Genomic DNA, 24374 nt, shown 5'->3' on the forward strand with positions numbered 1-24374 from the left:
CGGCGCCGCGCTCATTGACCGTCGCCCCGCGAGGCGCGCTCCGCCATCACGGCGGCGCGATCCCACGCCACGCCGTCGATGCCGAGCGAGTCCGCGAAGCGCTGCGCGTCGGCGAGCGCGCGCGGCCCTGCCTTCATCGACTTCTCGGCGACGCAATCGTTCATCATCGCCTCTCCGCGAGCAAAGCCGATCTGGCGCAGGACCGATCGCCAGATATCCAGCTCACCCTCCGCGAACCAGAGCCACGGCATCGGCAGGACCTCGCGCACGTAGTCCCTCTTCCTCGAGTCCAGCGCCGTGAACACCTCGCGGGCGAGCTCCGCGAAGAGGGCCACGTGCCCTGACTCGTCCTGGCGATGCAGGGCCGTCACGACGCGGTTGAATGCCTGGATGTCCGTGGCGTTGGAGAGCAACGAGAGATACCTGCTGATCGACATCTCCACCGCGACTCCGCTCATGAGCTGGACGAGATCGCGTTTCCAGGGCTCGTCGCACGCCGCCTGATACTCGTGCATTCGGCGGACGACGCTCACCAGCGGGATCTCGAGGTCGCCGAGGCCACGTTGCTCTCTCGTCACGCGGCAGGCCCGCACGACGAGCAGCGTGTGGTACGCCTCGTCGACGAGGGCCTGGGCCATGGACTCGCGAGCTGCGCCCGTGCGAGCGCCGGGCAGGCGACCCGCGATGGCGTCGTTGCAGGCGACGCTCACGATGTCGGTCTCGACGCGGACGATGCGCTCGTTGTAAATGAGCCAGCCGCACGTGAGGATGCGACGCTTGGTCTCGTCGTCGAGGTCTTGATAGGCGGGATGCTCGCGGAAAGGGAGCAGGTGCTCGACGAAGTCGGGCTTTTCAGGCTCCAGGAGCGATTGCAGCGGCGGCTCTGCGCCTTTGACCGCTGCGTCCTTCGCCCACCGCTCGCCATGCTGGGTCAGGAACCTCGCGATGACCGAATGAGCGCTCGCAGCCAATATTTCGCGGTCCATACACCCTCCCCGGTCCTGGCTCCGTCGCGCTTCCGCGCCCCCGCATCCCCCCTCGCAACGCGACAAGTTGCAAACAAGGGTTTGTACCACGTGTGTTCCAGGCGCTCAAGCGTGGATCTGCGGTCTTACGGCTCTTGCGTGTGCAAGGCTCGTCGGCGCCGAGCTCCGACGAGCCGCAGTCAGGGCGCGACGCAGCACGCGTCATGTTCGAGCAGCTCGGGGGGCTCTGGGCGAGCGGCAAGCATGGCGAACGGCCACCCGACCACGTCAGGCTGAAGCGCACCGCGAACGCCGACGCCGGCGCCGGCGAAGCGCGGCTCAGGATGTGCGTCTGCCCGATCATCGGGAACCACGCGATGTCGGACTTCGAGGGGCCGGCGGGCGTCACCCTCGCGGAAGCGGAAACGGAAGAGGAGGCGGGCGTTCACCGGCCGCAGTCGTTCGAGGCGAGCGGCGCACGCATCCCGCTCCGCGCACGCGACCTGCGGGCGACGCGACCTTCGTCACCGTGAAGCTCAGAAGACCGAAAGCCCGACACCCCCTGGGTCGTCGGGCTTTCGAGCATCTATCCGGTGCGGCTCCTTCGATTGTACCAGCCGTACCAGCCAGCCTCTCGGGCTGGCTTCCTCAATCATCTCGGGTGGGCCATGAAGGACTTGAACCTTCAGCCAATGGATTAAGAGTCCACTGCTCTACCAATTGAGCTAATGGCCCGAGTGAATTGTCAAACCGACTGAACCTGGAGCGGCTCCCGGGATCTCGCCGGAACGCTTGCGTCGCCCGTTGAGCCCGGCACGCCCGGCCTGATTCGAACAGGCGACTTTCGGATTCGAAGTCCGACGCTCTATCCAGCTGAGCTACGGGCGCTCCTGCGCGCCCCTCGGCGGGGCTCGCGGAACGCTTCTAACCGCACCGGCGGCGATATGTCAAGGCGTTGTAGCGACATGATGCGCAATTTTTAGGCCGCCCCACCCCGCAGAGCCCGGGCGGACGTGCGCGCCGGGGACACATCCAGGCTCCTCCCCCGTGAGGCGCGCCGTCGTCCACCAGCACCTGCCGCGCGGCCACGGCCTGCCAGCGGCACGCCCTCCCGGGGCGCACCTGGGTCGACGCGGCGGCGCCGGGCCCGGGGCGGCTGCCTCCTGGTCTCCTGCTCGCGGCGCGGCTGCGCCTTGCCCGGCCGGCCGTGAAAGAAGTTCTCTGTCCGCGGCGCCGCAAGGTAGGGTCCGCTCCGCCATGCCGCTGCTCCGCCCGCTCTCTCGGCGCTGCCTCGCGTCGCGAGGCCCCATCGCCGCGCTCCTCCTCGCCCTCTCGCTCGCCGCGCCGGCCCAGGGCGCCCCCGTGACGGGCGCGCAGCCGGCCGCGGCCGAGCAGCAGCCGGGCAAGCGCCAGCAGAACAAGCGCCGCGCCGCGCGGCGGAGCTCGGCCGACGGCGAAGGTGAAGCTCGGGCGGCGCGCGGCGCCCGATCCAAGGAGAAGGCCCAGGAACGCGCCGGCAAGAAGCGCGCGGCGCGACGCGACGACGCGTCCCGCGCGGAGCGCCGAGGCGCCGACGCCGACGAGCGGAAGCCGCTGTCGAAGGGCGCTCCCAACCGCGGGCGGCTGACCGGCGCCGTGCGGCTCCGATCGTCGAGGCACCTCAAGACGCGCGAGGGCGCCAGGACATGGGGGCTGCCCGTGCTCGTGAAGACCCTGCGGCGCGCCGCCTTCCAGGTGGCCAAGAAGCACGGCGACTCCGCGCTGCTCGTCGGCGACCTCTCGGCCAGGACGGGCGGCGCGCTCGACGGGCACAACTCCCACCAGACGGGGCGCGACGCCGACGTCGGTTTCTACGTCATCAACTCGAAGGGCAAGAACCTCCGCACGGACCGGTTCGTGGCGTTCGACGACGAGGGCAACGCCATCGGCCTCCCCGGCGCGCGGTTCGACGACGCGCGCAACTGGGCGCTCGTCCAGGCGCTGCTCGAGGATCGGCAAGCGGGCGTCAAATACCTCTTCGTGACCAACGCGCTGCGGGCGCGGCTGCTCGCCCACGCCGCGAAGAAGCGCGTCCCGGCAGACCTCCGGGCCCGGGCCGCTGCCGCGATGATGAGCCCGAGGGACGCCTACCTGCACAACGACCACTTCCACATCCGCGTGATGTGCCCCCCGTCGATGCGCGGCGCCTGCATCGAGGAGTCGCTGGCCCGCCCCGCGTGCGCCGCCGATGAAGCGAAGCAGCCGCGCGCCTCCGCGACGCCCGCGGCGACGGAGGCGGACATCTACGGCGTGCCCTCCACGGCGGCGCCGGCGGCGGCCGACGGAGCGCGCGCTGCAGCCGCGGGCGGTCGCTCAATCGCCGCGCCCGCGCCCGCGCCCCGCTGACGTCCGCCCGCGCTCAGACCCCCGGCGCGACCCCGGCCGGCGCGTCGCCGTCCGCGATCTCCACGACGACCGGCGCGTGATCGGACGGGCGCTGGAGCTCGCGCGGGCGCGTGTCGATCGACACATCGGTGCACCGCGCGGCGAGCGGGCGCGTCAAGAGCGCCAGATCGATGCGGAGGCCCTTGTTGCGCCTGAACGCGCCCATCCGGTAATCCCACCAGCTGTACGCCTCCTTGGCGGGGTGGCAGGCGCGGAACGCGTCCACGAGCCCCCACTCCATCAGGCGGCCCAGCGCGGCCCGCTCGTCCGGATGGAAGAGCACCTGCCCCTCCCACTTCTTCGGCTCGGCGACGTCGATCGCCTCGGGCGCTACGTTGAAATCACCGCAGATCATGATCTGCTGATCCGGGCGGTAGCGGGCCTCGAGCTCGCTCCGCAGGCGCTCCAGCCACGCGAGCTTGTAGGCGAAGGCCGGCGTGCCCACCGCCTGGCCGTTGGGCACGTAGACGTTGATGACCCGGATCCCCTCGATCGTCGCCGCCAGCATCCGCCGTGCGACGTCCTGCTCATCGCCGTCGAGGCCCTTCTTCACGTCGTCGACCGAGAGGCCGAAGCGCGTGGCGATCGCGACCCCGTTGTAGGACTTCTGGCCGAAGATGACCGAGCGATAGCCCACCTCGGAGAGCGCGGCCTCGGGGAAGCTGCCGTCCTCGACCTTCGTCTCCTGCATGCAAACGACGTCGGGCGCGGCGCGGACCAGCCAGCTCGTGAGCTGCTCGAGCCGCGTGCGGATGGAGTTCACGTTCCAGGACGCGATGCGCATAGGTCCTCCGGGCGATAGCGGATGAAGAGCCGGGCGGGAAGCCTGGTCCAGGGGCACGCGCCGGGTCCACGGCGCGCGATCACAGGGCCGCCCGGATCACGTCGAAGAGGCCCTCCGGATCGTCGACATGGAGCCAGTGGCCGGCGCGCGGCAGGACGTGGACCGAGAGCCAGGGCGCGCGCGCCGCGAGCGCCTCGAAGCGGTCGCGCGAGGCCGGCGAGATCGACGCGGAGCGGCCGCCGAGCACGACATGGATGTGCCGCTCCTCCACGCCCGGCACACCCGGGCCGGCCGGCGCCGGCGGGTCCTCCAGGACGTGCCACAGATCGCGGGCGAAATAGTCGGTGAGCAGCGCGTCCAGGATGTCGAGGTCGAGCCGGATGCGAAAGCCGTCGCCCTCGCGGCGGACGTTCATCGCCAGCCAGTCCGCGATGCCGCGGCTGAACCCGGCGGCGCGCACCGCCTCGAGGAACGCCTCGCGCGACGGGATCGGCTGCGGGATCGCGCGGAGCATCGCGAGCACGCCGGGGCTCTCCGATCCGCTCTCGCCGGCGGGCCTCGCGCTCGGATCGGCGTCGAGGATGAAGCCGCGCTCGATCCCCGTCGTCCGGCGCTCGAGGTAGGCGAGCGCCACCTTGCCGCCGAACGAATGGCCCATCACGCCGCGGATATCGAGGCCGAGGCGGTCGCCCAGCCGGAGCAGATCGTCCGCGGCCGCCGCGATGGTGTGGGGCGCAGGCGGGCTCTGCGACATGCCGTGGGCCCGCAGGTCGACAAGGATGAACCCCCACGGCCGGGCGGCGGCGCCAGGCGCGCCCCCGGCGGATTGCGCCTCGGCGAGGCGCCGGACGAAGGTGCGCCAGTTGGCGCCCGAGCCGAAGATGCCGTGCAGCACGAGCATCCAGCGGGCAGGCGCCGCGGAGGGGGCGGAGACGAGGGCGTGGTGGGGCACGAAGCCGTCGTGTGCGTTCATGGCTCTCCGGACCGCGCGAGCGCGCGGCCTGCGCCTAGCGCTAGCATGGACCCATGGCCAAGAAGCCCCCCATCGCGCCGCCGAGCGCGGACGCCACGGAAGACGAGGGCATCCAGCCGGCGAAGCCCGCGCGGTTTCACGGATCGGCGCTCGCCGGGGCCAGCTTCGACGACGTCGACCTGCGCGACGCGCGCCTGCACAACGTCTCGCTCGCGGGGGCCAAGCTCGACGACGTCGACCTGCGCGACGCGCGCCTGCACAACGCCTCGCTCGCGGGGGCCAAGCTCGACGACGTCGACCTGCGCGACGCGCGCCTGCACAACGTCTCGCTCGCGAAGGCCGAGCTCGACGATGTCGATCTGCGGGACGCGCGCCTGCACAACGCGACCCTCGCCGGCGCTTCGCTCGACGACATCTCTCTCGCCGGCGCGCGCATCAATGACGCCGACGCCGCCGCGACCCGCTGGTCCGACGCGAGCCTGCGCCGCGCTCGCTTCGAGGGGTCGGACCTCCGCGAGGTCGAGATCGTCGGCTGCGCGATCGACGGGCTCACCATCGACGGCGTGCGGATCGATCGCCTGCTCGAGGAGGCGAAGGCTCGATCACACGCGAGCCAGGCCCCGAAGGCCACCGAGAAGGAAGCGCCGACGAAGAAGCCGAAAAAGGAGCGGAAACCGTAGCGCCCCACCCGCGGAGCGAGCGGGCAGCGCCCCGCGCGACAGCGGGCGGTTACGCCTCGATGAGCCCGGTGCGGACCGCGATGCGGGTCAGCTCGACCGCGCTCTTGCACCCGAGCTTCGCGTAGATGCGCACGCGGTGGGTCTCCACCGTCTTCGGGCTGATCGTCAGCCGCGCGGCCGTCTCGCGCGTCGACACGCCGGCCGCGAGCAGCCGCAGGACCTGGCGCTCGCGCGGCGTCAGCGCGTCGAGACCACCGGAGCCCTCGCTCGCCGGCTTGCGCATCGCGCGCACCACGGCCCCCGCGATGCTCGAGGAGAGCGGCGCTCCCCCGGTCGCGATCCGGCGGATGCCCTCGATGACCTCCTCGAGCTTCGAGGTCTTCACGAGATACCCCTGCGCGCCCGCGCGGAGCGCCTCGGCGACGCGGAACTCGTCGTCATAGCCGCTCAACACGAGGAGCTTCGCCTGCGGCAGCTGCGCTCTCAGCGCCCCGAGGAGCTCGATGCCGTCCCGGTCGGGGATGTTGAGATCGACGAGCACGACGTCCGGCTTGCAGCTCGCCGTCTCGCGCAGCGCATCGGCCGCCGTCCCGGCCTGGCCCACGACGACCATGTCGGGCTCGTCCGAGAGCGCTCGAGCGAAGCCTTCGCGAACGACGGGGTGATCGTCGATCAGATAGATGTGCAGCTTGCTAGCAGGGGTTTCCGCCATGATGACCACAGGGGGATTGGAGTGTCCTTCAGACCACAATTCGATACCCGTGAGCAGTTCAAGTCAAGCTGCTCGGGTCGTCCTGGGAGGAACCTTACAGGGGTATCAGGTGCTCAACGATCTGCAAGGAGCGGCGCGGCGGCAAGCCCAATTGGTGAGGAAAACTCCGTCCTGAGCGAGTTTCGGAGCTCGACGGAGATCCGCGCGACGTGGAATGCGCAACGGTGGACGTGACGGAAGGTGCAACGATGCGCCCGGAGCGGCCTGCGCATGCGGTCGCGGCGAGCGTCTGGTATCCTTCGCGCGCCTCATGCGCCGGAATGGCCAGCGATCCAGGGGAATACGATGAGCTCGCCGGTCCCCGCTCCCGGCCCGGCCGCCACCTCGCCCTCGCCGCGCGCGCCCGCGGAGATCTTCGTCGTCGATGACGACCCCGCGCTCGTCGAGTCGCTGCTCGACCTGCTCTCCGACGAGGGCTACCGGGTTCAGGGCTTCACGCGACCGCTGGAGGCGCTCGAGCGCCTCGCCCGCGGCGCGCGACCGCGGGCGGTCCTGCTCGACTACGTGATGCCCGAGATGACCGGCGAGGAGTTCCTCGCCGCGCTCGCCGCCGCGGGCGTCGAGGTGCCCGTCCTCCTGCTCTCCGGCGTGAACGAGCCCAACATCCGCGGCGCCGTGGCCGGCGTGCTGGCGAAGCCCTTCGACGTCGACCGGCTCCTCGTCGTGCTCGAGCGCCTGACCGGCGCCGTGCAACGCTAGCGCACCGGCGCCGCGACCCGCCGATCCCGGCTCGCACAGGCGCGGCGGCACGCTCCTCGCGTCCCGTGGGTCCAGGAGAAGCCGAGGATGTCGTCGCTGCTCGCAGAAGAGAGCGCCACCGGGCCAGCCGTCCTCGCGCGAGGCGGATCGGGCAGCCCCGCCATCGCGAACGCGCCGGCGTCCGCGATCAAGCTGCCGGCCGAGCTGCACCACCGCTTCCGCTTCATCGCGATCGACGCGGGCCTCCTCGGGGAGGCGGTCGACGGCGCCGCGGCGCTGCTCGACGCGCTGCTCGCGATGGGGGTGCGCGTGGCGCTCTTCACCGACGAGGCCGTGCCCCACCTCGCGCGGCGGCTCGCTCGCGGCGTGCGCGCCGAGAACCGCAGGCGGCTCTTCCTCGGCGCGCTGGACGGCGCGGAGCTCCACGGCTTCGATCGCCGCGGCGCCGCGGTCGCGCTCGCCGCCCGCGCGGAGCCGGACGGGCGCTCCGCCGTCGCCGCGCTGCTCGCTCAGGTGATCGCGCCGCTCCGCATCGAGCCGCACGATCGGCTCGCGATCTCGCCGGAACCACGCGAATCACGCGACGGCGCGGCGGCCTCCGCGGCGCCCGGCCTCCGCGGCGCGCCGGAGCTCGCGGGCGCCGTCCACGCGACGGCCGGCGCGCAGCGGCTCCACGAGATCCTCGCGCTCCAGCGGGATCTCGAGGGCGAGCTCGGCTCACTCGCGGCGCCCCGGGACGCCGCGTGGCTCATCGAGGAGCCAGGGTTCGACGTCGCGCGCGAGCACGAGATCGAGTCGCTGCTCGCGATCGCCAACGGCTACCTCGGCTCGCGCGCGTCGCTGCCGGAGGGATCGAGCGTGTCGCGGCCGGCGACGTTCATCGCCGGCGCCTTCGAGCCCTCGGCCGACGTGAGCCGCGTGCCGGAGCTCGTCATCGCCCCCGACTGGGGCCGGCTGAGCGTCGCCATCGAGGGCGAGTCGTTCTCCGCGGAGACGAGCGGCGTGCTGCACCACCGCCGCGCCCTCGACATGCGGCGGGGCGTGCTGCTGCGCGAGGTCCTGCGGCGCGGCGAGGGAGGCCACCTCACCCACCTGCACACGCTCCACGCGGCGTCGCTCGCGAACCGCCACGTCCTCATGGAAGCGCTCAGCATCGCCCCCATCAACTTCACGGGGACGATCCGCGTCGACGCGATCCTGAGCGGCGACGTGAAGAGCGCGAGCGGCGCGGCGCACTGGGCCGGCTTCGCGGCGGACGCAGGCACGAAGAGCCTGCTGCTCGTCGGGCACACGCACGGCGGGCTCGTGACCGCGATGACCTCGCACCTGCGCGAGCTCCCGGAGCAGGCCGCGGAGAGCTCGCCCCCGCTCGAGGCCCTCGAGGGCGCGCGCTGCGAGCGCACGACGGGCGCGCGATCCATCGCCGAGCGGTGCGACGTCGGCGTCCGCGTCGCCGAGCCGCGCCGCCTCTTCCGGACGACGACGCTGCACACGTCGCGCGACACGCCCGGGCCGCGCGAGGCGGGCCAGGCGCTCCAGGACGAGCTGTCGCGCCGCGCCATGGCCGACGTGCTCGGCGAGCACACGCGGGCGTGGGCGGAGCGATGGCGCCACGCCGACGTCGAGATCGACGGCGCCCCCAGGATCGAGCGGGCGCTCCGGTTCGCCCTGTACCACCTCATCGGCGCCGCGAACCCGGACGACCCGCGCTGCTCGATCGGCGCGCGCGGGCTCAGCGGGGAGGCGTACCGCGGCCACGTCTTCTGGGATACCGAGACGTTCCTCGTCCCGTTCTACACGCACTGCTACCCCGAGGCCGCCCGCGCGCTGCTCCTCTACAGGCACCGCACCCTCGCCGGCGCGCGCCGCAAGGCGAAGGTGCTCGGCTACGAGGGCGCGCTCTACGCGTGGGAGTCGGCGGACACGGGCGACGAGACCACGCCGCCGCTCGTCGTCACGCCGTTCGGCGAGGTGGTCCGGGTGCTCTCCGGCGAGCAGGAGCACCACATCAGCGCCGACGTCGCGTACGCGGTGCACGCGTACGTCCGCGCGACCGGCGATCTCGACTTCCTGCGCGGCGAGGGGGCCGAGATCCTGATCGAGACGGCGCGCTTCTGGGCGAGCCGCGCCGAGCTCGGCCCGGATGGCCACGCCCACATCCGGCGGGTGATCGGGCCGGACGAGTACCACGAGACCGTGGACGACAACGCTTTCACGAACTGGATGGCGCGGCACAACCTCCGCGTCGCCGCCGCGCTCGTCCGGCGCAACGCCGCGCGCGCGGACGTGCTCGCGCGGCTCGACCTCCGGCCCGACGAGCCCGATCGCTGGCGCGACGTCGCCGACCGCCTGCTCCTCGGGATCGACCCGCAGACCGGCCTGATCGAGCAGTTCGCGGGCTACTTCGGCCTCGCGCCGTTCTCCATCGCCGACTACGCCGTGCGCAGCGCGCCGGTCGACGTCCTGCTCGGGCGCGAGCGGACGCAGGCCTGCCAGGTGGTGAAGCAAGCGGACGTCGTGCAGCTCATCGCGATGCTCTGGAGCGCGGTGCCCGCGGGCGCCCGGCGCGACAACTTCCTCTACTACGAGCCGCGCACCGCCCACGGCAGCTCGCTGAGCCCCAGCGCCCACGCGCTCGTCGCCGCTCGGCTCGATCTCCACGCCCACGCCGAGCGCTACTTCGAGCAGACCGCCGCCATCGACCTCGGCAACACGATGGGCAACGCCGCTGGGGGCGTGCACATCGCCGCCATGGGCGGCCTCTGGCAAGCCGTCGCGTTCGGCGTGGCCGGCGTCACGCGCGTGCCGCGGAGCGCGCTCTCGGAGGCGCTCCCCCACGCGCCGCCGTGCCCCGACGAGGACGAGGCTATCGGGATCGAGCCGCATCTCCTGCCGGGCTGGCGGCACCTCAAGATCCCGATCGCCTGGCGAGGCCGCGCCCTCGAGATCCACGTGGAGGACGGCGCGGTCGAGGTCGCGCTGGAGGGGAGCGCGCCGCTGCCGATCTGCCTGCTCGACGCGGGCGCGCCCACCTGCGCCGTGCTGGCGGAGCCGGGCCGCCGCTATGCGACGCGGCTGCTGGGCGGCCGCGCCACCCCATGGGAGGAGGTCACGCCATGCTGAGCGCCTTACGCGACGGGTCCCCGGTCGGGCTCGGGGCGCCGCCCGGAGCGGCGCCCGCGGCCGAGCTGCCCCACGAGGCGCTCGAGGGGGCCGACGAGCGCCCGCCGCAGAGCGGCCTGCAGCGCAGGAGCGTGGTCGTCGCGCTCCACGGCCGCCGCGCCCACCTCGGCGCCGTCGCGCTCGGGCGGCTCATCGCCCACGGGCTCGAGGCCCCGCTGCGCGGGCTGTGCCTCTCCACGGAGCCGATCGACGCGAGCGAGGTGCCGGCCCACTTCGGGATCGCCCCGGAGGCGCTGCAGGGCATGGTGCTGGACGTCGAGGCGAGCGACGATCCGCCCGGCGCGCTCGCGTCCGCGATGGCGAGCTACGGGGCCGCGCTCGTGATCGTCGCCTCGCACGCCGACGATCCCACCGACGAGCGCTTCGGCGTCGGCCAGCTCGCGGCGCGCGCGCTGGAGTCCACCGCGCTCGGCGTCGTCGTCCTCCGCGAGGAGCCCTCCCCGCCGCGGCTCCAGCGCATCCTGCTGCCGCTCGACGGCAACCCCAGCACGGCCAGCGCGATCACGCCCGTCGGGGAGGTCGCCCGCAAGCTCGGCGCCGAGCTCGACATCGTGATGGTCGGCTGCGCCTCGCCGCGGGAGGCCGCGGACGACGGGCCGCCCGTGTCGACGCCCGTGCCCTCCGAGCCGGGCGCGATGGTGGCGCCCCTCTACGTCGACCAGCCCCAGCACGAGTGGCCCGCGTTCACCGAGGAGTTCCTGGACCGGTTCCTGAGCGCGATCGGGCACTGCCCCCACGGCGTCTCCACGCGGTTCTTCCTCGGCAAGGGCGAGCCGGCGGCGGAGATCGCGCGCCTCGCCTGGCAGCTGGCGAGCGACCTCGTAGTGCTGGTCTGGCACGGGCAGCTCGCCGATCACCATGGCGGCGTCATCCGCGACGTGCTCGCCCGGGCGCCGTGCCCCGTGCTCGTCCTGCGGCGCTAGCGCGGCCCCACGTGACGCGCGGCGCGCCCCGGCGGCGGCCGGGCGCTCCCGCGGCCCTCGATCGGCGCGCGGGCGCCCCGCCGGGCGGGCTCCACGCCAACGACCGGCGAAAGGCGCTATGGTGCGCCGCCATGGTCTCCCGGAAGCTGCCCCCCAGCGAGTGCCGCAAGATCGTAGAGCCGCAGAGCTTCCGCTTCTCCACGACGGAGGAGGTCGCGCCGCTCTCGGCGGGCATCGGCTCGCAGGAGCGCGCCCTCGCCGCGCTCGCCTTCGGCCTCGACATCCGCCAGCCCCGCTTCCACGTCGTCGTCGTCGGCGCGCCCGGCACGGGCCGCACGTTCTGCGCGCGCGCCGTCGCGAAGCGCATCGCGGCGAGCCGCCCCACGCCCGACGACATCCTCCTCCTGCCGAACCCGCACCGCCCGAGCGAGCCGACGGTCCTGTCGCTGCCGCCGGGCGAGGGGCGCCCCTTCGTCGAGGCGATGGAGGAGCTGCACGAGAAGCTCGTCGACGCCCTGCGCGGCGCGACCGAGGGCGAGCGCTTCAAGCAGGCGCGCGGCAAGATCCAGCGCCGGGTGAACGCGGAGGAGCGGCGGCTCGAGGAGCAGCTCAAGGCCGCGGCGCGCGAGCTCGGCCTCGACCTCGTGCGCGGCGAGGACGAGGTGCAGATCACCTCGATCGAGGACGCCGCCAACGCGCCGGACGGCGAGGCCCTGCTCGCCATCGCCGGCTCCATCGAGGAGTTCGAGATGCGGCTCGCCACCGTGCAGGACGAGGCCGACGTCGAGCTGCGCGGCGTCGTGAAGCAGCTGCTCAGCGACGGGGTGAAGGCCTGCTTCCAGCCCGTGCGCGCGCGCTTCGAGGGGCGCAATGACATCAGCGCCTTCCTCGCGGACGTCGAGACGGTCGTGTCGAAGGAGTTCCGCCTGCTCGTCGACGAGGCGCGCGGCGAGGAGGGCGGCGCCACCCTCCCGCGCGGCGTTGTCGTCCCGACGCTCCTCACGGAGCACACGCCCGACTCGGGCGCCCCGGTCGTCGACGTCCCCTACCCCACGCTGACCGCCCTGTTCGGCCGCACCCACGCGCCGCCCGACTCCGGCTTCCCGCCGGAGCCCGGCTTCGCCGTCGCGGGCGCCCTCCACGAGGCGGCCGGCGGCTTCCTCATCCTGCCCGCGGGCGCGCTCCTCAAGAACGAGGCGCTCTACGAGCAGCTCAAGGCCTGCCTCCTCGCGGGCAAGTTCATCGTGCCCGAGCACAACCCGTCGTACTTCCGCGGCACCGCGGAGGAGCTGCTCTTCCCGCCGATCCCCATCGACGTGAAGGTCGTCCTCGTCACGAACCCGCAGCTCTACCAGGACCTGCACGACGCCGATCCGGAGTTCTCGCAGCTCTTCAAGGTGCAGGCGCGCTTCGAGACGACGATCTCGCTCGATCAGGCGCTGCTCACGTACCCCGCGTTCCTCGCCGGCTTCGCGCACGATCGCGGCCTCCCGCCGATCACGGCCGACGGCGTGACCGCGCTCCTCTTCCACGGCGGCCGCCTCGCGGAGAGCCAGACCAAGGTGAGCGCGCAGGTCGGGCTCATCGCCGAGGTCGCGACAGAGGCCGGCTACCGGGCCCAGCGCCGCGGCCGCAAGGTGGTCGACGGCCCCGAGGTCAACGAGGCGCTCGAGGCGGCGCGGCGCCGCGGGAGCCATTTCCGCGACCACGTGCACGAGCTGCTCTCGGACGGGACGATCCGCATCGACGTGACCGGCCGGCGCGTCGGGCAGGTCAACGCCATCTCGGTCCTGTCCGACGGCCCGCAGACGTTCGGCCGCCCCTGCCGCGTGACGGCGGTCGTCTACCCGGGCCGCGAGGGCCCGGTGAACATCGCGCGCGAGGTCGAGATGTCCGGCCCGCTCCACAGCAAGGGCGTGCTGGTCCTCACGGGCTTCCTCGCGGCCCGGTTCGCCCAGCACCGCCCGCTCTCGTTCGGCGCCTCGCTCGTCTTCGAGCAGACCTACGAGCCCATCGAGGGCGACAGCGCCTCGTCGAGCGAGCTGTACGCGCTCCTGTCCGCGCTGTCCGGCGTCCCGATCCGGCAGGAGCTCGCCGTGACGGGCAGCATCGATCAGCAGGGGAGCATCCAGCCCGTGGGCGGCATCAACGAGAAGATCGAGGCCTTCTTCGATCTGTGCGCCGCCAAGGGCCTGACGGGCGAGCAGGGCGTGCTGATCCCGAGCGCGAACCGCGACGCGCTCATGCTGCGGGGCGACGTCGTGACGTCGATCGAGGCCGGCCGCTTCCACGTGTTCGAGGTGAGCTCCGTCGAGGAGGGCATCGAGATCATCACCGGCGTCGCCGCGGGCGTCGCCGACGCGGACGGAAGGTACCCGGAGGGGACCGTGTTCCACGCGGCGGACCAGCGGCTCGAGCGCTTCCACCAGGCGATCGCCGACACGCTGAAGGGCGGGACGAGCGCGGATCCTCGAAGAATGCTCAGGGAGCGCTGAAGATGAAAGCGAAGCGCACAGCCAGACCCGCGCCGATAGGCGCCGGAGCCCGCCGATGACGCGGCGGCTCATCCTGCTCGCGGCGGCCGGCGCCGCGGCGCCGCTGCTGGCGTGGGGCGCGCTCGCGCGGTGGCGTGATGCGTCGCCCTCGCTCGGCGCCGCCTGCGCGGCCGCCGCCGCGATCGCGCTGCTGGTCCTCCTCGGCGCCGCCGTCCGGCGGCGCTTCGCCGGGAGGCCCGGTCGATCCTCGCGCCAGGCGCCCGCGGCGCCTCGGCTCCCGCGGACGGGGCAGCCGGCCGCGCGCCGCGCGGAGCGCGCCCTGACGCCGCCGACCGAGCTCGACGATCCGCGGCGCGTCTACGCCTTTGCGGCCCAGGCCGTCGGCCAGTCGCTCGCCTGGGAGGGGAGCTACAAGGAGGCGGCCGCCTCGCTGCGCGACGTGCCTCGCGAGTGGATACCTCCGCAGGTTCGGATGCTCGTCATGAGCAACCTCGCCCAGTGGCAGCTCTGCGCCGGCGACATCGAGTCCGCCCGGCGGCTCCTCCCGGACCTGGACGAGGAGCGCGCGCCGGCGTCGGTGCGGCCGCTCGTGCGGGGAGCGCGCGCCGCGGTGCTCGTGCGCACCGGCGACGTCGAGGGCGCGCTCTCCCTGATCGGCCTCCGCGATGGCGAGCGGGAAGAGCCGACCGAGGTGCGCCAGCGCTACCGCATCACCCGCGCGCACGCGCTCACCGCGCTCGGCGAGCCCGCCGCGGCGCGCGCGGAGCTCCGCCGGGTGGTCGATGACGTCGGCGTCGACGAGCTCTGCCGCTGGATCCCCGCGGGCGGGCCCGCCCGGGCCGCGATGATCGAGCTCATCGACGAGGGCTGACGGATCCGCGCGTCTCCGATCTTCCGCGCCGCCCAGGCCTGGCTCCGCCGACGAGCCGGCGTGGTGATGCGCTCCGCTCCTCGCCGCGCGCGCACGCCCTCCTCAACGCCAGCGCGCCGCCGTGAGGCCGCGACTCGCCAAGCGCGGATCTCGGGTCGCTCGAGTCACGCGCAACTCGGATCGTCACGCCGCGTGTCAAGCGTCATTTCCCTGGTTTGTCGCGCGGGAAGCCCCTCTCTGCCGGCTCCGGGCGCTCGAAGCGCACAGAGCGCATCGTGTGCGCTTCCCCGGGGATTCCGGTTCACGGTGGGGGGAGCCACGTTGCGAGCGGCTGGCGGCTGGTAGAAAAAGGATGCTGTACGCAAAGTGCATCGGGCCAGGTAGCCTTTTCGCGTCGACCGGGGGAGAACGCATGCCAACCTGTATGGGTGGCCAATGAGGGTGGAGGCGCCACGGGGGGTGATCGGCGGGTGTTGCACCGGTTCAACCAGCCCAGCGCGCCCCATCCTGGCGACTCCCCTCGCTCACAGGAGCCCGCCCCGGAGGCTCCCGTGAACCGCCCAGCGGACACGCCGTCCCATCGCATCCTCATCGTCGACGACAGCCCCACGTACCTGAACCAGGTCGCGGCGGCGATGCGCGACGAAGGCTACTTTCCGGTGCTCGCCCACTCGGGGGAGGAGGCGCTCGCGCGGCTCACGGTGGCGCGCGTCGACGGCATTCTGCTCGACATGGTGATGCCGGGTCTGTCGGGCCCGGCCACGTGCCTCCGCATCAAGGCGAACGCCTCGTGGCGGCCGATCCCGCTGTTGATGCTCACCGGCCGCGATGACCACAAGGCGATCCTCGACGCCCTCTCGGCCGGCGCCGACGATTTCGTGACGAAGACGGGCGAGCTCACGGTGCTGAAGGCGCGCCTGCGCGCCCAGCTGCGCAGGAAGCATTACGAGGACGAGAACCGCAGGATGCGCGAGCTCCTCCTGCGCCGGGAGATGGAGGCGGCGGAGGCGCGCGCCGACCGGCGCCTCAAGCAGAGCGAGGAGCGGTTCCGGCTCATCGTGGAGGGCGTCCAGGACTACGCCATCTTCATGCTCGACCCCGCCGGCCGCATCGCCAGCTGGAACCCGGGCGCCGAGCGCATCAACGGCTACCGCGCCGACGAGATCATCGGCTGTCACTGCTCGGTCCTCTTCCCGCCGGAGGACGTCGAGCTCGGCAGGCCCGCCGCGGAGCTCGATTCCACCGTGGAGACCGGCCGTTCGATCCAGGAGGGGTACCGCGTCCGCAAGGACGGCACCCGCTACTGGGCGAACGAGGTGATCAGCGTGCTCTTCGACGAGGCCGGGCAGCTGCGCGGCTTCGCGAAGGTCACCCGCGACGTGACGGAGCGCCGCCGCGTCCACGAGGCGCAGCGCATCCTCGTCTCCGCCGGGCAGATCCTCGGCGAGTCGCTCGATTTCGAGGAGACGCTGCGGCGCGTGGTCCGCGTCGCGCTCCCCGACTTCGCTTCGATCTGCGTGCTCCTGCTGCAGGACGAGTCCGGCGCGATCGATCGGCAGGTGACCGCGCACGCGGATCCGTCGATGGCGATGGCGACCGAGCTGCTCGGCAGGATCACGGCCGACTCTGCCGGGCGGGGCATCGGCAGGGTCCTGCGCACGGCGCAGCCGGAGCTCATCCCCAAGGTGACCGACTCCTTCGTCCGCGCGATCTCGTTCGATCAGGCGCACTACGAGGCGCTGCGCTCGCTCTCGCTCGCCTCGCACCTCACGGTCCCGCTGACGGCGCGCGGCCGCACGCTGGGCACGCTCTCGTTCGCCTCGACGCACCGGCGCTACGACGCCGTCGATCTCGACCTCGCGCAGGATCTCGCGCGGCGCGCGGCGCTGGCCGTCGACAACGCCCGGCTCTACCGGGAGGCGCAGCTCGCGGTGCGCGCGCGCGACGATTTCCTCACGATCGCCTCGCACGAGCTCCGCACGCCGCTCACGCCCATGCAGCTGCAGGTCGACGGCCTCCTGCGCGCCGGCAAGCGCGGCGGCCTCACCGCCGAGCGCGCCACGCCGCGGCTCGAGATGATCAAGCGGCAGGTCGAGCGGCTCGCCCGGCTCATCACGAACCTGCTCGACATCTCGCGCATCTCCGCGGGCCGCCTGCAGATCGAGCTCGAGGACGTCGATCTCGCGGCCACGGTGAACGAGGCGCTGGAGCGGTTCCGCGAGGAGCTCTGCTCTGCCGGCTGCCCCGTCAACCTGTCGGCCCCCGCCTCGATCGTCGGCCGGTGGGATCGCCTCCGGCTCGATCAGATCGTCACGAACCTCCTCTCGAACGCCGTCAAATACGGCGCAGGCAAGCCCATCGACGTCGCGCTGGAGGACCTCGCGGACCGCGCCCGCCTGACGGTGCGGGATCGCGGCATCGGCATCGCCCCGGAGCAGCAGGCCCGCATCTTCGAGCGCTTCGAGCGCGCCGTCTCCAGCGAGAACTACAGCGGCTTCGGCATGGGGCTGTGGATCGTGCGGCAGATCGCCGACGCGCTCGGGGCGACGATCCAGGTCGACAGCCGGCCGGGCGAGGGGGCGACCTTCACCGTCGACCTGCCGAAGGAGCCTGCCTGACGCCCTCCACGCCGCGCGCCGCGTGACTAGAGCGCCCGCCGCACCCGGCGGCGCTGTTCGATCATGTGCTGGGTGATCTGCTGCCTGCCCTCGGCGCGCTCCACCAGCGTCCACACGTTGTCGCCGCGCTCCCTGCCCGCGCAGTCGAGGAGCGCGTCGGCCGCCTGCTCGGCGGGGATGAGCCCGTCGTGTCGCCCCGGGAGCTCCACCACGGCCGCGCGCGTGCAGAGCCCGCCCATCGTGGCGAGCATCCGGCGCACGATCTCGCGGAAGACCGCCTCGTCGAACGCGTCGCGCTCGCCGGCGCCGAACAGGACGAGCTTGTCGAACGCCATGCGCGGCTTGCACGGGATCATGACGACCTCGCCGAGCTCGCCGGTGATCAGGCCCTGCCGCCTCAGCTCGGAGATCCGGCCGCCGAGCCGCCAGTCGCAGAGGCCGGCCACGCCGTGGGCCGGCCGCGCGTCGCTGAACGGGGCGCACGCGAGCACCTCCGAGTCGAGCTCGTCGAGGCTCTGCAGGTCGGGGGAGATGAACCGTAATTCCACGTGGATCAGACGCTGATGGCGCCCTTGCGGAAGTCGCTCTTCGCGATCTTCACGTTGACGCAAGCGGGCCTGCCGCACCGGAACGCCTCGTCCAGCGCGGGCCCGAGCTCCTCGACGCGCTCCACGCAGGCCCCGAAGCCGCCGAGCGCCTCGACCACGCGGTCGTACCGGGTGAAGTCGAGCGACGTCGCCGGCGCGCGGCCCTCGCCGTAGAGCTCCACCTGCCCCCGTCGGATCTGCGTCCAGGCCGCGTCGTTCCCGATCACGCTCACGACGGGGATGCCCTGGCGCACCATCGCCTCGAACTCGAGCGCGTGGAAGCCGAACGATCCGTCGCCGTACACGAGGACCACGTTGGCCTCTGGCCGCGCCAGCTTGGCCGCCATCGCGTAGCCCGGTCCCACCCCGAGGGTCCCGAGCGGGCCGGGGTCCATCCAGAGCTGCGGCCACTCGAGCTTCAGCACGTTCGCGGCCGTGGCCACGAAGTCCCCTCCGTCGCCGATGACGATGTCGTCCTTGCCGAGGCGCTTGCCGATCTCCGCGCAGACGCGCAGCGGGTTCGGCGGGTCGCCGTCGCTCGCGATCTCCGCCAGCATCTTCGCGCGCGATCGATCCTCGGCCTCGCGCACGGCCGAGAGCCACGCCGCGGCCGTCTTGTCGGGCACCTCCGCGAGCAGCTGCTCCAGGACGACGCCGCTGTCCCCGTCGATCCCGACGTCGACGCGGCGGTTTTTGCCGAGCTCGCTCCCGTCGAGATCGATCTGGACGACCTTGGCCGCCGGGCTGATGGCGCGGCCGTACTCGAGGCGGAAGTCGAAGGGGGTCCCGAGCACCACGCAGAGGTCGGTCTGCGAGAGCGCGAAGCGGCGCGAGCGGCTCATGAGCCCCGGGTGCGCGTGGGGCAGGGCGCCGCGGGCCATGCCGTTCAGGTAGAAGGGCGCCTTCACCGCGTCGGCGAAGCGGCGCAGCGCGTCGCGCCGCGGCGACCACCGGAGCTGGCTCCCGACGATGAACATGGGCCGCTCGGCGTCCCGCAGCAGGGCCGCGGCCCGCGCGACGGCGGCCGGGTCGCCGCCGGGGCGAGGCGGGGCCGCGGGCGCGGTGGCGGGCGCGTCGTCGCCGGCGTAGTTCATCAGCAGGTCGAGCGGCATCTCGAGGAAGACCGGGCCTGGCACGTTCGCCTGGGCGATGCGGAAGGCCGAGTCCACGTACTCCTGGATGCGATCGGTCGAGGGGACGGAGACGCTCCACTTCGAGATGGGGCGCATCAGCTCGACGTGGTTCATGTCCTGGAGCGAGCCCATGTCGGCGAGGGCGCGCGGGCCGGCGCCCCCGAGGACGACCATCGGGACGCCCGCGCGCTGGGCGTTGGCGACGGCCGTCACCACGTCCGTCACGCCCGGCCCCGCGGTGACGGCGCACACCCCCGGCCTCCCGGTCACCCGCGCGTACCCGTCGGCGGCGTGTCCGGCGGTCTGCTCGTGTCGCACGTCGACCACCCGGATGCCGTCATCCAGGCACCCGTCGTAGATCGCCTGGATGTGCCCGCCGCACAGGGTGAAGAGGTGCGTCACCCCGTGTCTCGCGAGGGCCTTCGAGACAAGCCTGCCGCCGTGCACCTGCGCCATGGGGCCGGCATATACCATGTGCGACCCAGCGTCCTGCCGGCGAGCGGTCGGCTCGCGCCGCCGCCCGTGCGCGAGCGCGCCGCCCCGGCCACATCACCGGCCCGGGCCGCTCGGCGCCCGAGCCGGCGCTCCGGGGACGAGCCCCGTGGCCCCGCGTCGGCGGCCGCACGACCGTCGCGCTGGGGCGCCGCGTCGAGGTCTCCACGCCTCGAAACATCACCGGAGCTGGGGGGTCGTGTCCGCCTGAAACCCCCATTGTCCGGGTGGTAGGCAAGTGTTCTTCCTAACCTCCCGACCTCGTCTGAGCGCTCTCGGGATCAGAGCACCACCCGCTTGCTGGCGCGCGCCGCCTCCAGGATGGGTGATCCACGCTATCGCCCCATCAGGTCGGCTATCCGACCGCCGAGTAAGGACAACCCCCTTCGCAGGGCGTCGCTGTAAAAATACAGCTCTGCTACAGCGCCGACTCCGACCTTGGACGCGAGGTCGTCGCCCAACCGCGACGGCCGACGCCTTTGCGATCACGACCCCGACGCTGTTCTCTTCTATCCGGGCCACGAGATGATATAGTTGGAACCTTATTGCAGGTGCCAGCTCGACACCGCCACCTCTCTCGGCCTCTCCCCGGTGCTCCTTCCCTGCAGCCGCCGGCCTCGGAGAGGGTCCGGTTCTCTGCCGGCGGGGCCATCGCGCCGCCGGCGGTCGCCTCCATCGTCGGCGCTCCCCGTAACCTGGCGGAAACAATTCGGAGGGGGCTAGGTGGGTGGCGCCCTCGAGCTTCTGTGAGGAACGTAACCGGTTCAGGGCCGCTGCGGCGATCGGCGGGCGCTGGCGCGGCTCGCCTGCCGCGTGGCGCTGACACACGCTCTCCATGTCGTGTGCTCGCCAACTCCTTTGCGGCGTACCGGCCTCGACGGGCTGGAGGCGTGGAGCCGCCGCGGCGATCTGGGCAGCGTCAGGGGTGGACACGAGCCATCTTGTGCGACGCCCTCGTGGACGCTGCCTTCACAACCTACGTCCCGAGCGGCGTCTACCACGTGTGCGCCGACTTCACCCGTCCGGGCGTTCCTGACACCCGATCGCCGTGTTGCTTTCACGGGTGTGCGCCGAGACGTTCTCCGTCCATGGTGCATCATTTCATCAATGCGCGATCGCTCAGGGCATCACGCGCTTCTGTTGCAGCGCAGGAAAGGCCAGATTCTCGGCGATCTTGCGCGCGGCCCCGCGGGGTTCTCGTGCGCTGGCGCCTCCCCCTCTCCCAGCGTTCATTTCAATTATCCTGCGCTCACAGAACGTTACCCAATACACCAAAATCACGCGTGACTGCTTACATGAGCTGGCGAGCTTGTTGTTTTTTATTTCGGGAAGGCTCTGTATCGGTTATGCGGGATAAGAGGACGCGCAATCGCGCTTCGCTGGAGTAGCATCGTCCTATGTCGGAGCCCCCTAGTAGCAGTCAGTTGATCCGGATACCCATGGTGCTGGCGCTCGACTGCAGCCCCCATTTTCTGGCTCGTTGCCGGAGGGTTGCAGCGCGGGCTCGCTTCCTCGTCCGCTCCTGCGATGCGGGCTCGGCGTGGGGGGTGGCCGTCCGCCTCCGCCCGCTGGCCATCGTCTTGCCGAGCCACTTGCACGATCGTGCGCCGAAGACCTTCGAGCTGCTCGCGGAGGACGCGGGGGCACGCCTCGTCGTCGTGGAGTCCGAGCAGCTGCCCGCGGGCGAGCTGGAGGGCCACATCACGCACGCGATCGGCGAAGCGAGCCGCGCGCGCGGCGCCTAGAGCGACGGTCATCCGCTTCGGATACGGGCCCACCTCGACGTTTTCGGTGCTCAGCGCACAGGAGTGCGCTTGCGCGCCGAAAACGCCGATCTGGGCCCGTCTCCTGTGCGGGAGACCGCCGCTCTGCCCAGGCCGCGGCCTCAGTCGACGCGGACGCCCGCGGTGAAGTGGAAGCCCCATGTGTGGTCGAGCGGCGGGCCGAGCTCCTCGTCGAAGGGCAGCAGCAGGCCCGTCCGAAGGAACGCGAGGTCGCGCTCGATCGCGAGGAAAGGCTCGACGGCCAGGACATAGAGATTGCGGGCGACGGCGTGCCGGATGCTCACGTTGTCGAACGTGGGCAGCGCCATCCCTTGCACGCGCACGCCGCCGCCGATCCCGTGGCCGATCTGGAGCTCGACGGCGTGCTGGATCGCGAGCTCGTACTCCTTGTTGCGGGCGAGCGGGATGTAGAACACCGGCTCGAGCTGAAAACGCCCGATCATCCGTGAGCCGACGTGGACCTCGGCGCCGAGGCGCCCGTGGATGGGGAGGATGCTCGGGAAGTACTCGTGGAGATCCCAGTACGCCCGGCTGGCGCTGACGGGCTCGTAGCTGGCGTGGTGGTGGGTCTTGCCCGAGAGCGTCGCGAGCCCGACGTCGCCGCCCACCGTGAGCCAGAACGTCCGGCCGACGCGGGCGACGTGATGGGCGCCGAGCGTCACGTTGCCGAGCACGGCGTCGGTGCGCTCGGACATCGCGAGCCCGAACGGGAGTCGGACATCGAGGAACGTGTGCTGGGCGAACGGCATGCGGGCGAAGAGGGCGACCGCGAGCCCGGAGACCTCGCCGTCGCCGCCGGTGAACGAGGAGGTCTCCAGGCCGATCGCGCCGCGCCGGCTCAGCGGGACGGCCCCCTCGTCGATGGTTCTGCCGCCCGACGCGCGCGCGGGCGGCGGCCCCAGCTCGGCGTCCGAGAGGGACAGCGCCCAGGGCGCCGGCGTGCTGCCCTTGCGGCCCGCCTCCGCTGCGCCCGGCTTCCGCTCAGGCGGCGCCGCGTCTGAAGGCGGCCCGGCAGCTCCCGGCGCGGTTTGCGCCTCTTCCGGCGCGAGCGGCGGGGCGTCCGGCTCAGGTGCGCCCGCTCCGGGCGCGCCGAGCGCCGGGGGCTGCGGCGTGCCGGGCGCCGATGTCGCGGGCGACGGCGCTGCGCCCGGCGCCGGGGGCTGCGGCGTGCCGGGCGCCGATGTCGCGGGCGACGGCGGTGCACCCGGCGCCGGCGTCGCGGGTGGCTGCGGCGTCGCGGGCGGCTGCAGCGTGCCCGGCGCCGGCGGCTGCGGTGTGCCCGGCGCCGGCGTTGCGGGCGGCTGCCGTGCACCAGGTGCCGGCGGCGGTCCCGCCGACGCGGAGGGCGCAGGGCTAGCCGCCGGGCGAGGCGTCGCGGGCTGCGCAGCGGAGGACGCGACCGCGAGGGTCGCCGCCAGCCAGGAAAGCGAGGACAAGACCAGGATTCGACGTGGCATCGTGTCTCCTTGGAGCGCGCATCCTATCGTCTCGTCGGGCGCGCGCGGTCTGCTCCGGCGAGCGCTGGACGCGCCTCCGGTGGCGCGACCGCCGTCCCGCGGCGCCAGCGCCATCCCGCAGCGACACGGGCACGGGGCGACCCGGAGGCAGAGGCGAGCGCCGCGCGGCGGCCGGCCGCAGAGCGGCGGCGCGGGGCCGGGGCCTGCCGCGCGCCGCTACAGCAGCGCGGCGAGGGCGGCCGCGAGCCGCTCATAATGCGGCCTGTCGTTGTAGATCTGGGCCGAGATCCGGAGGTGCCGCCGGGGCGACGCGGGCCAGGCGAACACCGGCACCTCGATCCCCCACCGCTCGAGCAGCGCGTCCTGGAGCGGATCGAGGCGCAGCCGGGACGACGGCGCGTCGGGGAGCGGCACCGTCGCGAGCGCGCCGATCATCGCGTCGGGGCTCGGCGGCATGCAGCCGAGCGCCTCGCACAGGAGGTCGCGCGCGGCGAGCGCCGTCGCCCGGTTGTGCGCCTGGAGCGCGGGCCAGCCGCCGGGCACGAGCGCGCCCATGGCGCGGAGCGTGTCCGCGACGCAGAGCGCTGCGCTGGGGTCGGCCGTGCCGGTCCAGTCGAACTCGAGCAGGAAGCGCGACCTGTCGGCGCGCGGCGAGTTGGCGCCGTGGCTGATGGAGAGAGGGCGGACCGCGCCCTGCTTGTCCCGCCGCACGTGGAGGAACGCCGCGCCCTTCGGCGAACAGAGCCATTTGTGGCAGTTGCCGGTGTAATAGGCCGCCCCGAGGGCGCGGAGATCGAGCGGCACCATGCCGGGCGCGTGCGCGCCGTCGACAAGCACGTCGACGCCGCGCTCCGCGAGCGCGGCGATCAGCGAGGCGACCGGGAACACGAGCCCCGTCGGGCTCGTCACGTGATCGACGAGGACGAGCCGCGTCCGCGGCCCCACGCGCGCGAGCACCGCCTCGACCACCTGCTCGGGCGCCTCGATGGGGAACGGCACCGGCGCGACAACGACGCGCGCGCCGGCGCGGGCCGCGACCGCCTCGGCCGCGTTGTTGCAGGCGTTGTACCCGTGATCGGTGATGCACAGCTCGTCGTCGGGTCGCAGCGAGAGCGACCGCAGCACCGTGTTGATCCCGACGGTCGCGTTGGGGACGAACACGAGGTCGTCGAGGTCAGCGCCGACGAAGGAGGCGAGCGCGCCTCGGGCCGCGTCGAGCAGCGGCTCCAGCTCGCGAAGGAAGAACCGGACGGGCTCGCGCTCGAGCTGCTCGCGGTAGCGCTGCTGCGCCTCGAGCACCGCGCGCGGGCAGGCGCCGTACGAGCCGTGGTTCAGGAAGGTGACGGCCGGGTCGAGCGACCAGAGCTCGCGCACGGCGGCGGCGCGCGACTCCGGGAAGGCGTTCGGGTTCATGGCGAGGAGCGGGCCCCGTGGAGGCGACGTGCCGGAGGGCCCGGAACAATGTCGCGCGGGCCCCGACCCCTGTCGAGGGCCACGCGAGGAGCAGCTCCCAGTCCATGATGGATTGTATCGT

At 72.8% G+C, this 24374-nt stretch carries 18 protein-coding genes and 2 tRNA genes; 10 read left to right on the forward strand and 10 right to left on the reverse strand.

The features are described 5' to 3' along the window. Positions 1 to 11 precede the first annotated feature (11 nt). Positions 12 to 986 (reverse strand): diiron oxygenase, encoded by a 975-nt coding sequence (locus tag WMF22_RS44315; protein ID WP_437295931.1) that lies wholly within the window; start codon positions 984 to 986, stop codon positions 12 to 14. A 203-nt stretch (positions 987 to 1189) separates the two neighbouring features. Between WMF22_RS44315 and WMF22_RS44320 the strand changes: the two genes are divergently transcribed. Continuing rightward, on the forward strand, positions 1190 to 1498 hold the full coding sequence (locus WMF22_RS44320) for a hypothetical protein (protein ID WP_438033630.1): 309 nt from the start codon (positions 1190 to 1192) through the stop codon (positions 1496 to 1498). A 129-nt stretch (positions 1499 to 1627) separates the two neighbouring features. Here the strand turns inward: WMF22_RS44320 and WMF22_RS44325 are convergent. Beyond that, positions 1628 to 1700 (reverse strand) — tRNA-Lys (locus tag WMF22_RS44325). Between the two features lie 79 nt (positions 1701 to 1779). Continuing rightward, positions 1780 to 1853, reverse strand: a tRNA-Arg gene (locus WMF22_RS44330). Positions 1854 to 2222: 369 nt separating this feature from the next. Between WMF22_RS44330 and WMF22_RS44335 the strand changes: the two genes are divergently transcribed. Beyond that, entirely contained in the window at positions 2223 to 3350 is a 1128-nt protein-coding gene (locus WMF22_RS44335) for a penicillin-insensitive murein endopeptidase (protein ID WP_438033631.1), read from the forward strand. A gap of 13 nt (positions 3351 to 3363) precedes the next feature. Here WMF22_RS44335 and xth read toward each other — a convergent pair whose 3' ends face one another. Beyond that, a complete protein-coding gene (xth, locus tag WMF22_RS44340) occupies positions 3364 to 4173 on the reverse strand; it encodes an exodeoxyribonuclease III (RefSeq protein WP_438033632.1) in 810 nt (269 codons plus the stop codon). Positions 4174 to 4252: 79 nt separating this feature from the next. Continuing rightward, positions 4253 to 5146, reverse strand: coding sequence for an alpha/beta fold hydrolase (locus WMF22_RS44345; RefSeq protein ID WP_438033633.1), 894 nt, complete (start codon positions 5144 to 5146; stop codon positions 4253 to 4255). Between the two features lie 53 nt (positions 5147 to 5199). On the opposite strand from WMF22_RS44345, the gene WMF22_RS44350 reads away from it, so the two are divergent. Continuing rightward, positions 5200 to 5826 (forward strand): pentapeptide repeat-containing protein, encoded by a 627-nt coding sequence (locus WMF22_RS44350; RefSeq protein ID WP_438033634.1) that lies wholly within the window; start codon positions 5200 to 5202, stop codon positions 5824 to 5826. A gap of 49 nt (positions 5827 to 5875) precedes the next feature. Here the strand turns inward: WMF22_RS44350 and WMF22_RS44355 are convergent, their stop codons facing one another. Continuing rightward, the gene (locus WMF22_RS44355; protein WP_044970202.1) at positions 5876 to 6538 is read right to left on the reverse strand and encodes a response regulator; all 663 of its coding nucleotides are present in this window, start codon (positions 6536 to 6538) and stop codon (positions 5876 to 5878) included. A 345-nt stretch (positions 6539 to 6883) separates the two neighbouring features. Between WMF22_RS44355 and WMF22_RS44360 the strand changes: the two genes are divergently transcribed. The 6 genes from WMF22_RS44360 to WMF22_RS44385 all read left to right on the forward strand — a co-directional run bounded on the left by WMF22_RS44360 (position 6884) and on the right by WMF22_RS44385 (position 17387). Further along, positions 6884 to 7297, forward strand: coding sequence for a response regulator (locus WMF22_RS44360; RefSeq protein ID WP_437295937.1), 414 nt, complete (start codon positions 6884 to 6886; stop codon positions 7295 to 7297). A gap of 87 nt (positions 7298 to 7384) precedes the next feature. After that, complete coding sequence (locus WMF22_RS44365) at positions 7385 to 10420, forward strand: glycoside hydrolase family 65 protein (protein ID WP_438033635.1); 3036 nt, start codon at positions 7385 to 7387, stop codon at positions 10418 to 10420. Beyond that, a complete protein-coding gene (locus WMF22_RS44370) occupies positions 10414 to 11403 on the forward strand; it encodes a universal stress protein (protein WP_438033636.1) in 990 nt (329 codons plus the stop codon). The genes WMF22_RS44365 and WMF22_RS44370 overlap by 7 nt, the downstream gene beginning before the upstream one ends. A 131-nt stretch (positions 11404 to 11534) precedes the next feature. Beyond that, complete coding sequence (locus tag WMF22_RS44375; RefSeq protein WP_438033637.1) at positions 11535 to 13898, forward strand: AAA family ATPase; 2364 nt, start codon at positions 11535 to 11537, stop codon at positions 13896 to 13898. A gap of 55 nt (positions 13899 to 13953) precedes the next feature. Further along, positions 13954 to 14769: a hypothetical protein gene (locus tag WMF22_RS44380; RefSeq protein ID WP_438033638.1), complete on the forward strand. Its 816-nt coding sequence runs from the start codon at positions 13954 to 13956 to the stop codon at positions 14767 to 14769. 551 nt (positions 14770 to 15320) lie between these two features. After that, positions 15321 to 17387 carry an ATP-binding protein gene (locus WMF22_RS44385; protein WP_437295942.1) on the forward strand — a complete coding sequence of 689 codons (2067 nt, stop codon included), beginning with the start codon at positions 15321 to 15323 and terminating at the stop codon, positions 17385 to 17387. A gap of 26 nt (positions 17388 to 17413) precedes the next feature. On the opposite strand, the gene WMF22_RS44390 is transcribed toward WMF22_RS44385, so the two are convergent. Next, on the reverse strand, positions 17414 to 17935 hold the full coding sequence (locus WMF22_RS44390; protein ID WP_437295943.1) for a M17 family peptidase N-terminal domain-containing protein: 522 nt from the start codon (positions 17933 to 17935) through the stop codon (positions 17414 to 17416). Positions 17936 to 17940: 5 nt separating this feature from the next. Continuing rightward, complete coding sequence (locus WMF22_RS44395; protein WP_438033639.1) at positions 17941 to 19581, reverse strand: thiamine pyrophosphate-binding protein; 1641 nt, start codon at positions 19579 to 19581, stop codon at positions 17941 to 17943. Positions 19582 to 21023: 1442 nt separating this feature from the next. Between WMF22_RS44395 and WMF22_RS44400 the strand changes: the two genes are divergently transcribed. Then, entirely contained in the window at positions 21024 to 21344 is a 321-nt protein-coding gene (locus WMF22_RS44400) for a hypothetical protein (protein WP_437295945.1), read from the forward strand. 140 nt (positions 21345 to 21484) lie between these two features. On the opposite strand, the gene WMF22_RS44405 is transcribed toward WMF22_RS44400, so the two are convergent. Both WMF22_RS44405 and WMF22_RS44410 read right to left on the reverse strand, forming a co-directional pair. Further along, positions 21485 to 22840, reverse strand: coding sequence for a hypothetical protein (locus WMF22_RS44405; RefSeq protein WP_438033640.1), 1356 nt, complete (start codon positions 22838 to 22840; stop codon positions 21485 to 21487). 216 nt (positions 22841 to 23056) lie between these two features. Next, positions 23057 to 24253 (reverse strand): aminotransferase class V-fold PLP-dependent enzyme, encoded by a 1197-nt coding sequence (locus WMF22_RS44410; RefSeq protein WP_438033641.1) that lies wholly within the window; start codon positions 24251 to 24253, stop codon positions 23057 to 23059. Between the last annotated feature and the right edge of the window lie 121 nt (positions 24254 to 24374).

The organism is Sorangium sp. So ce204 (genome assembly GCF_051526795.1).
Classification (GTDB): domain Bacteria; phylum Myxococcota_A; class Polyangia; order Polyangiales; family Polyangiaceae; genus Sorangium; species Sorangium cellulosum_B.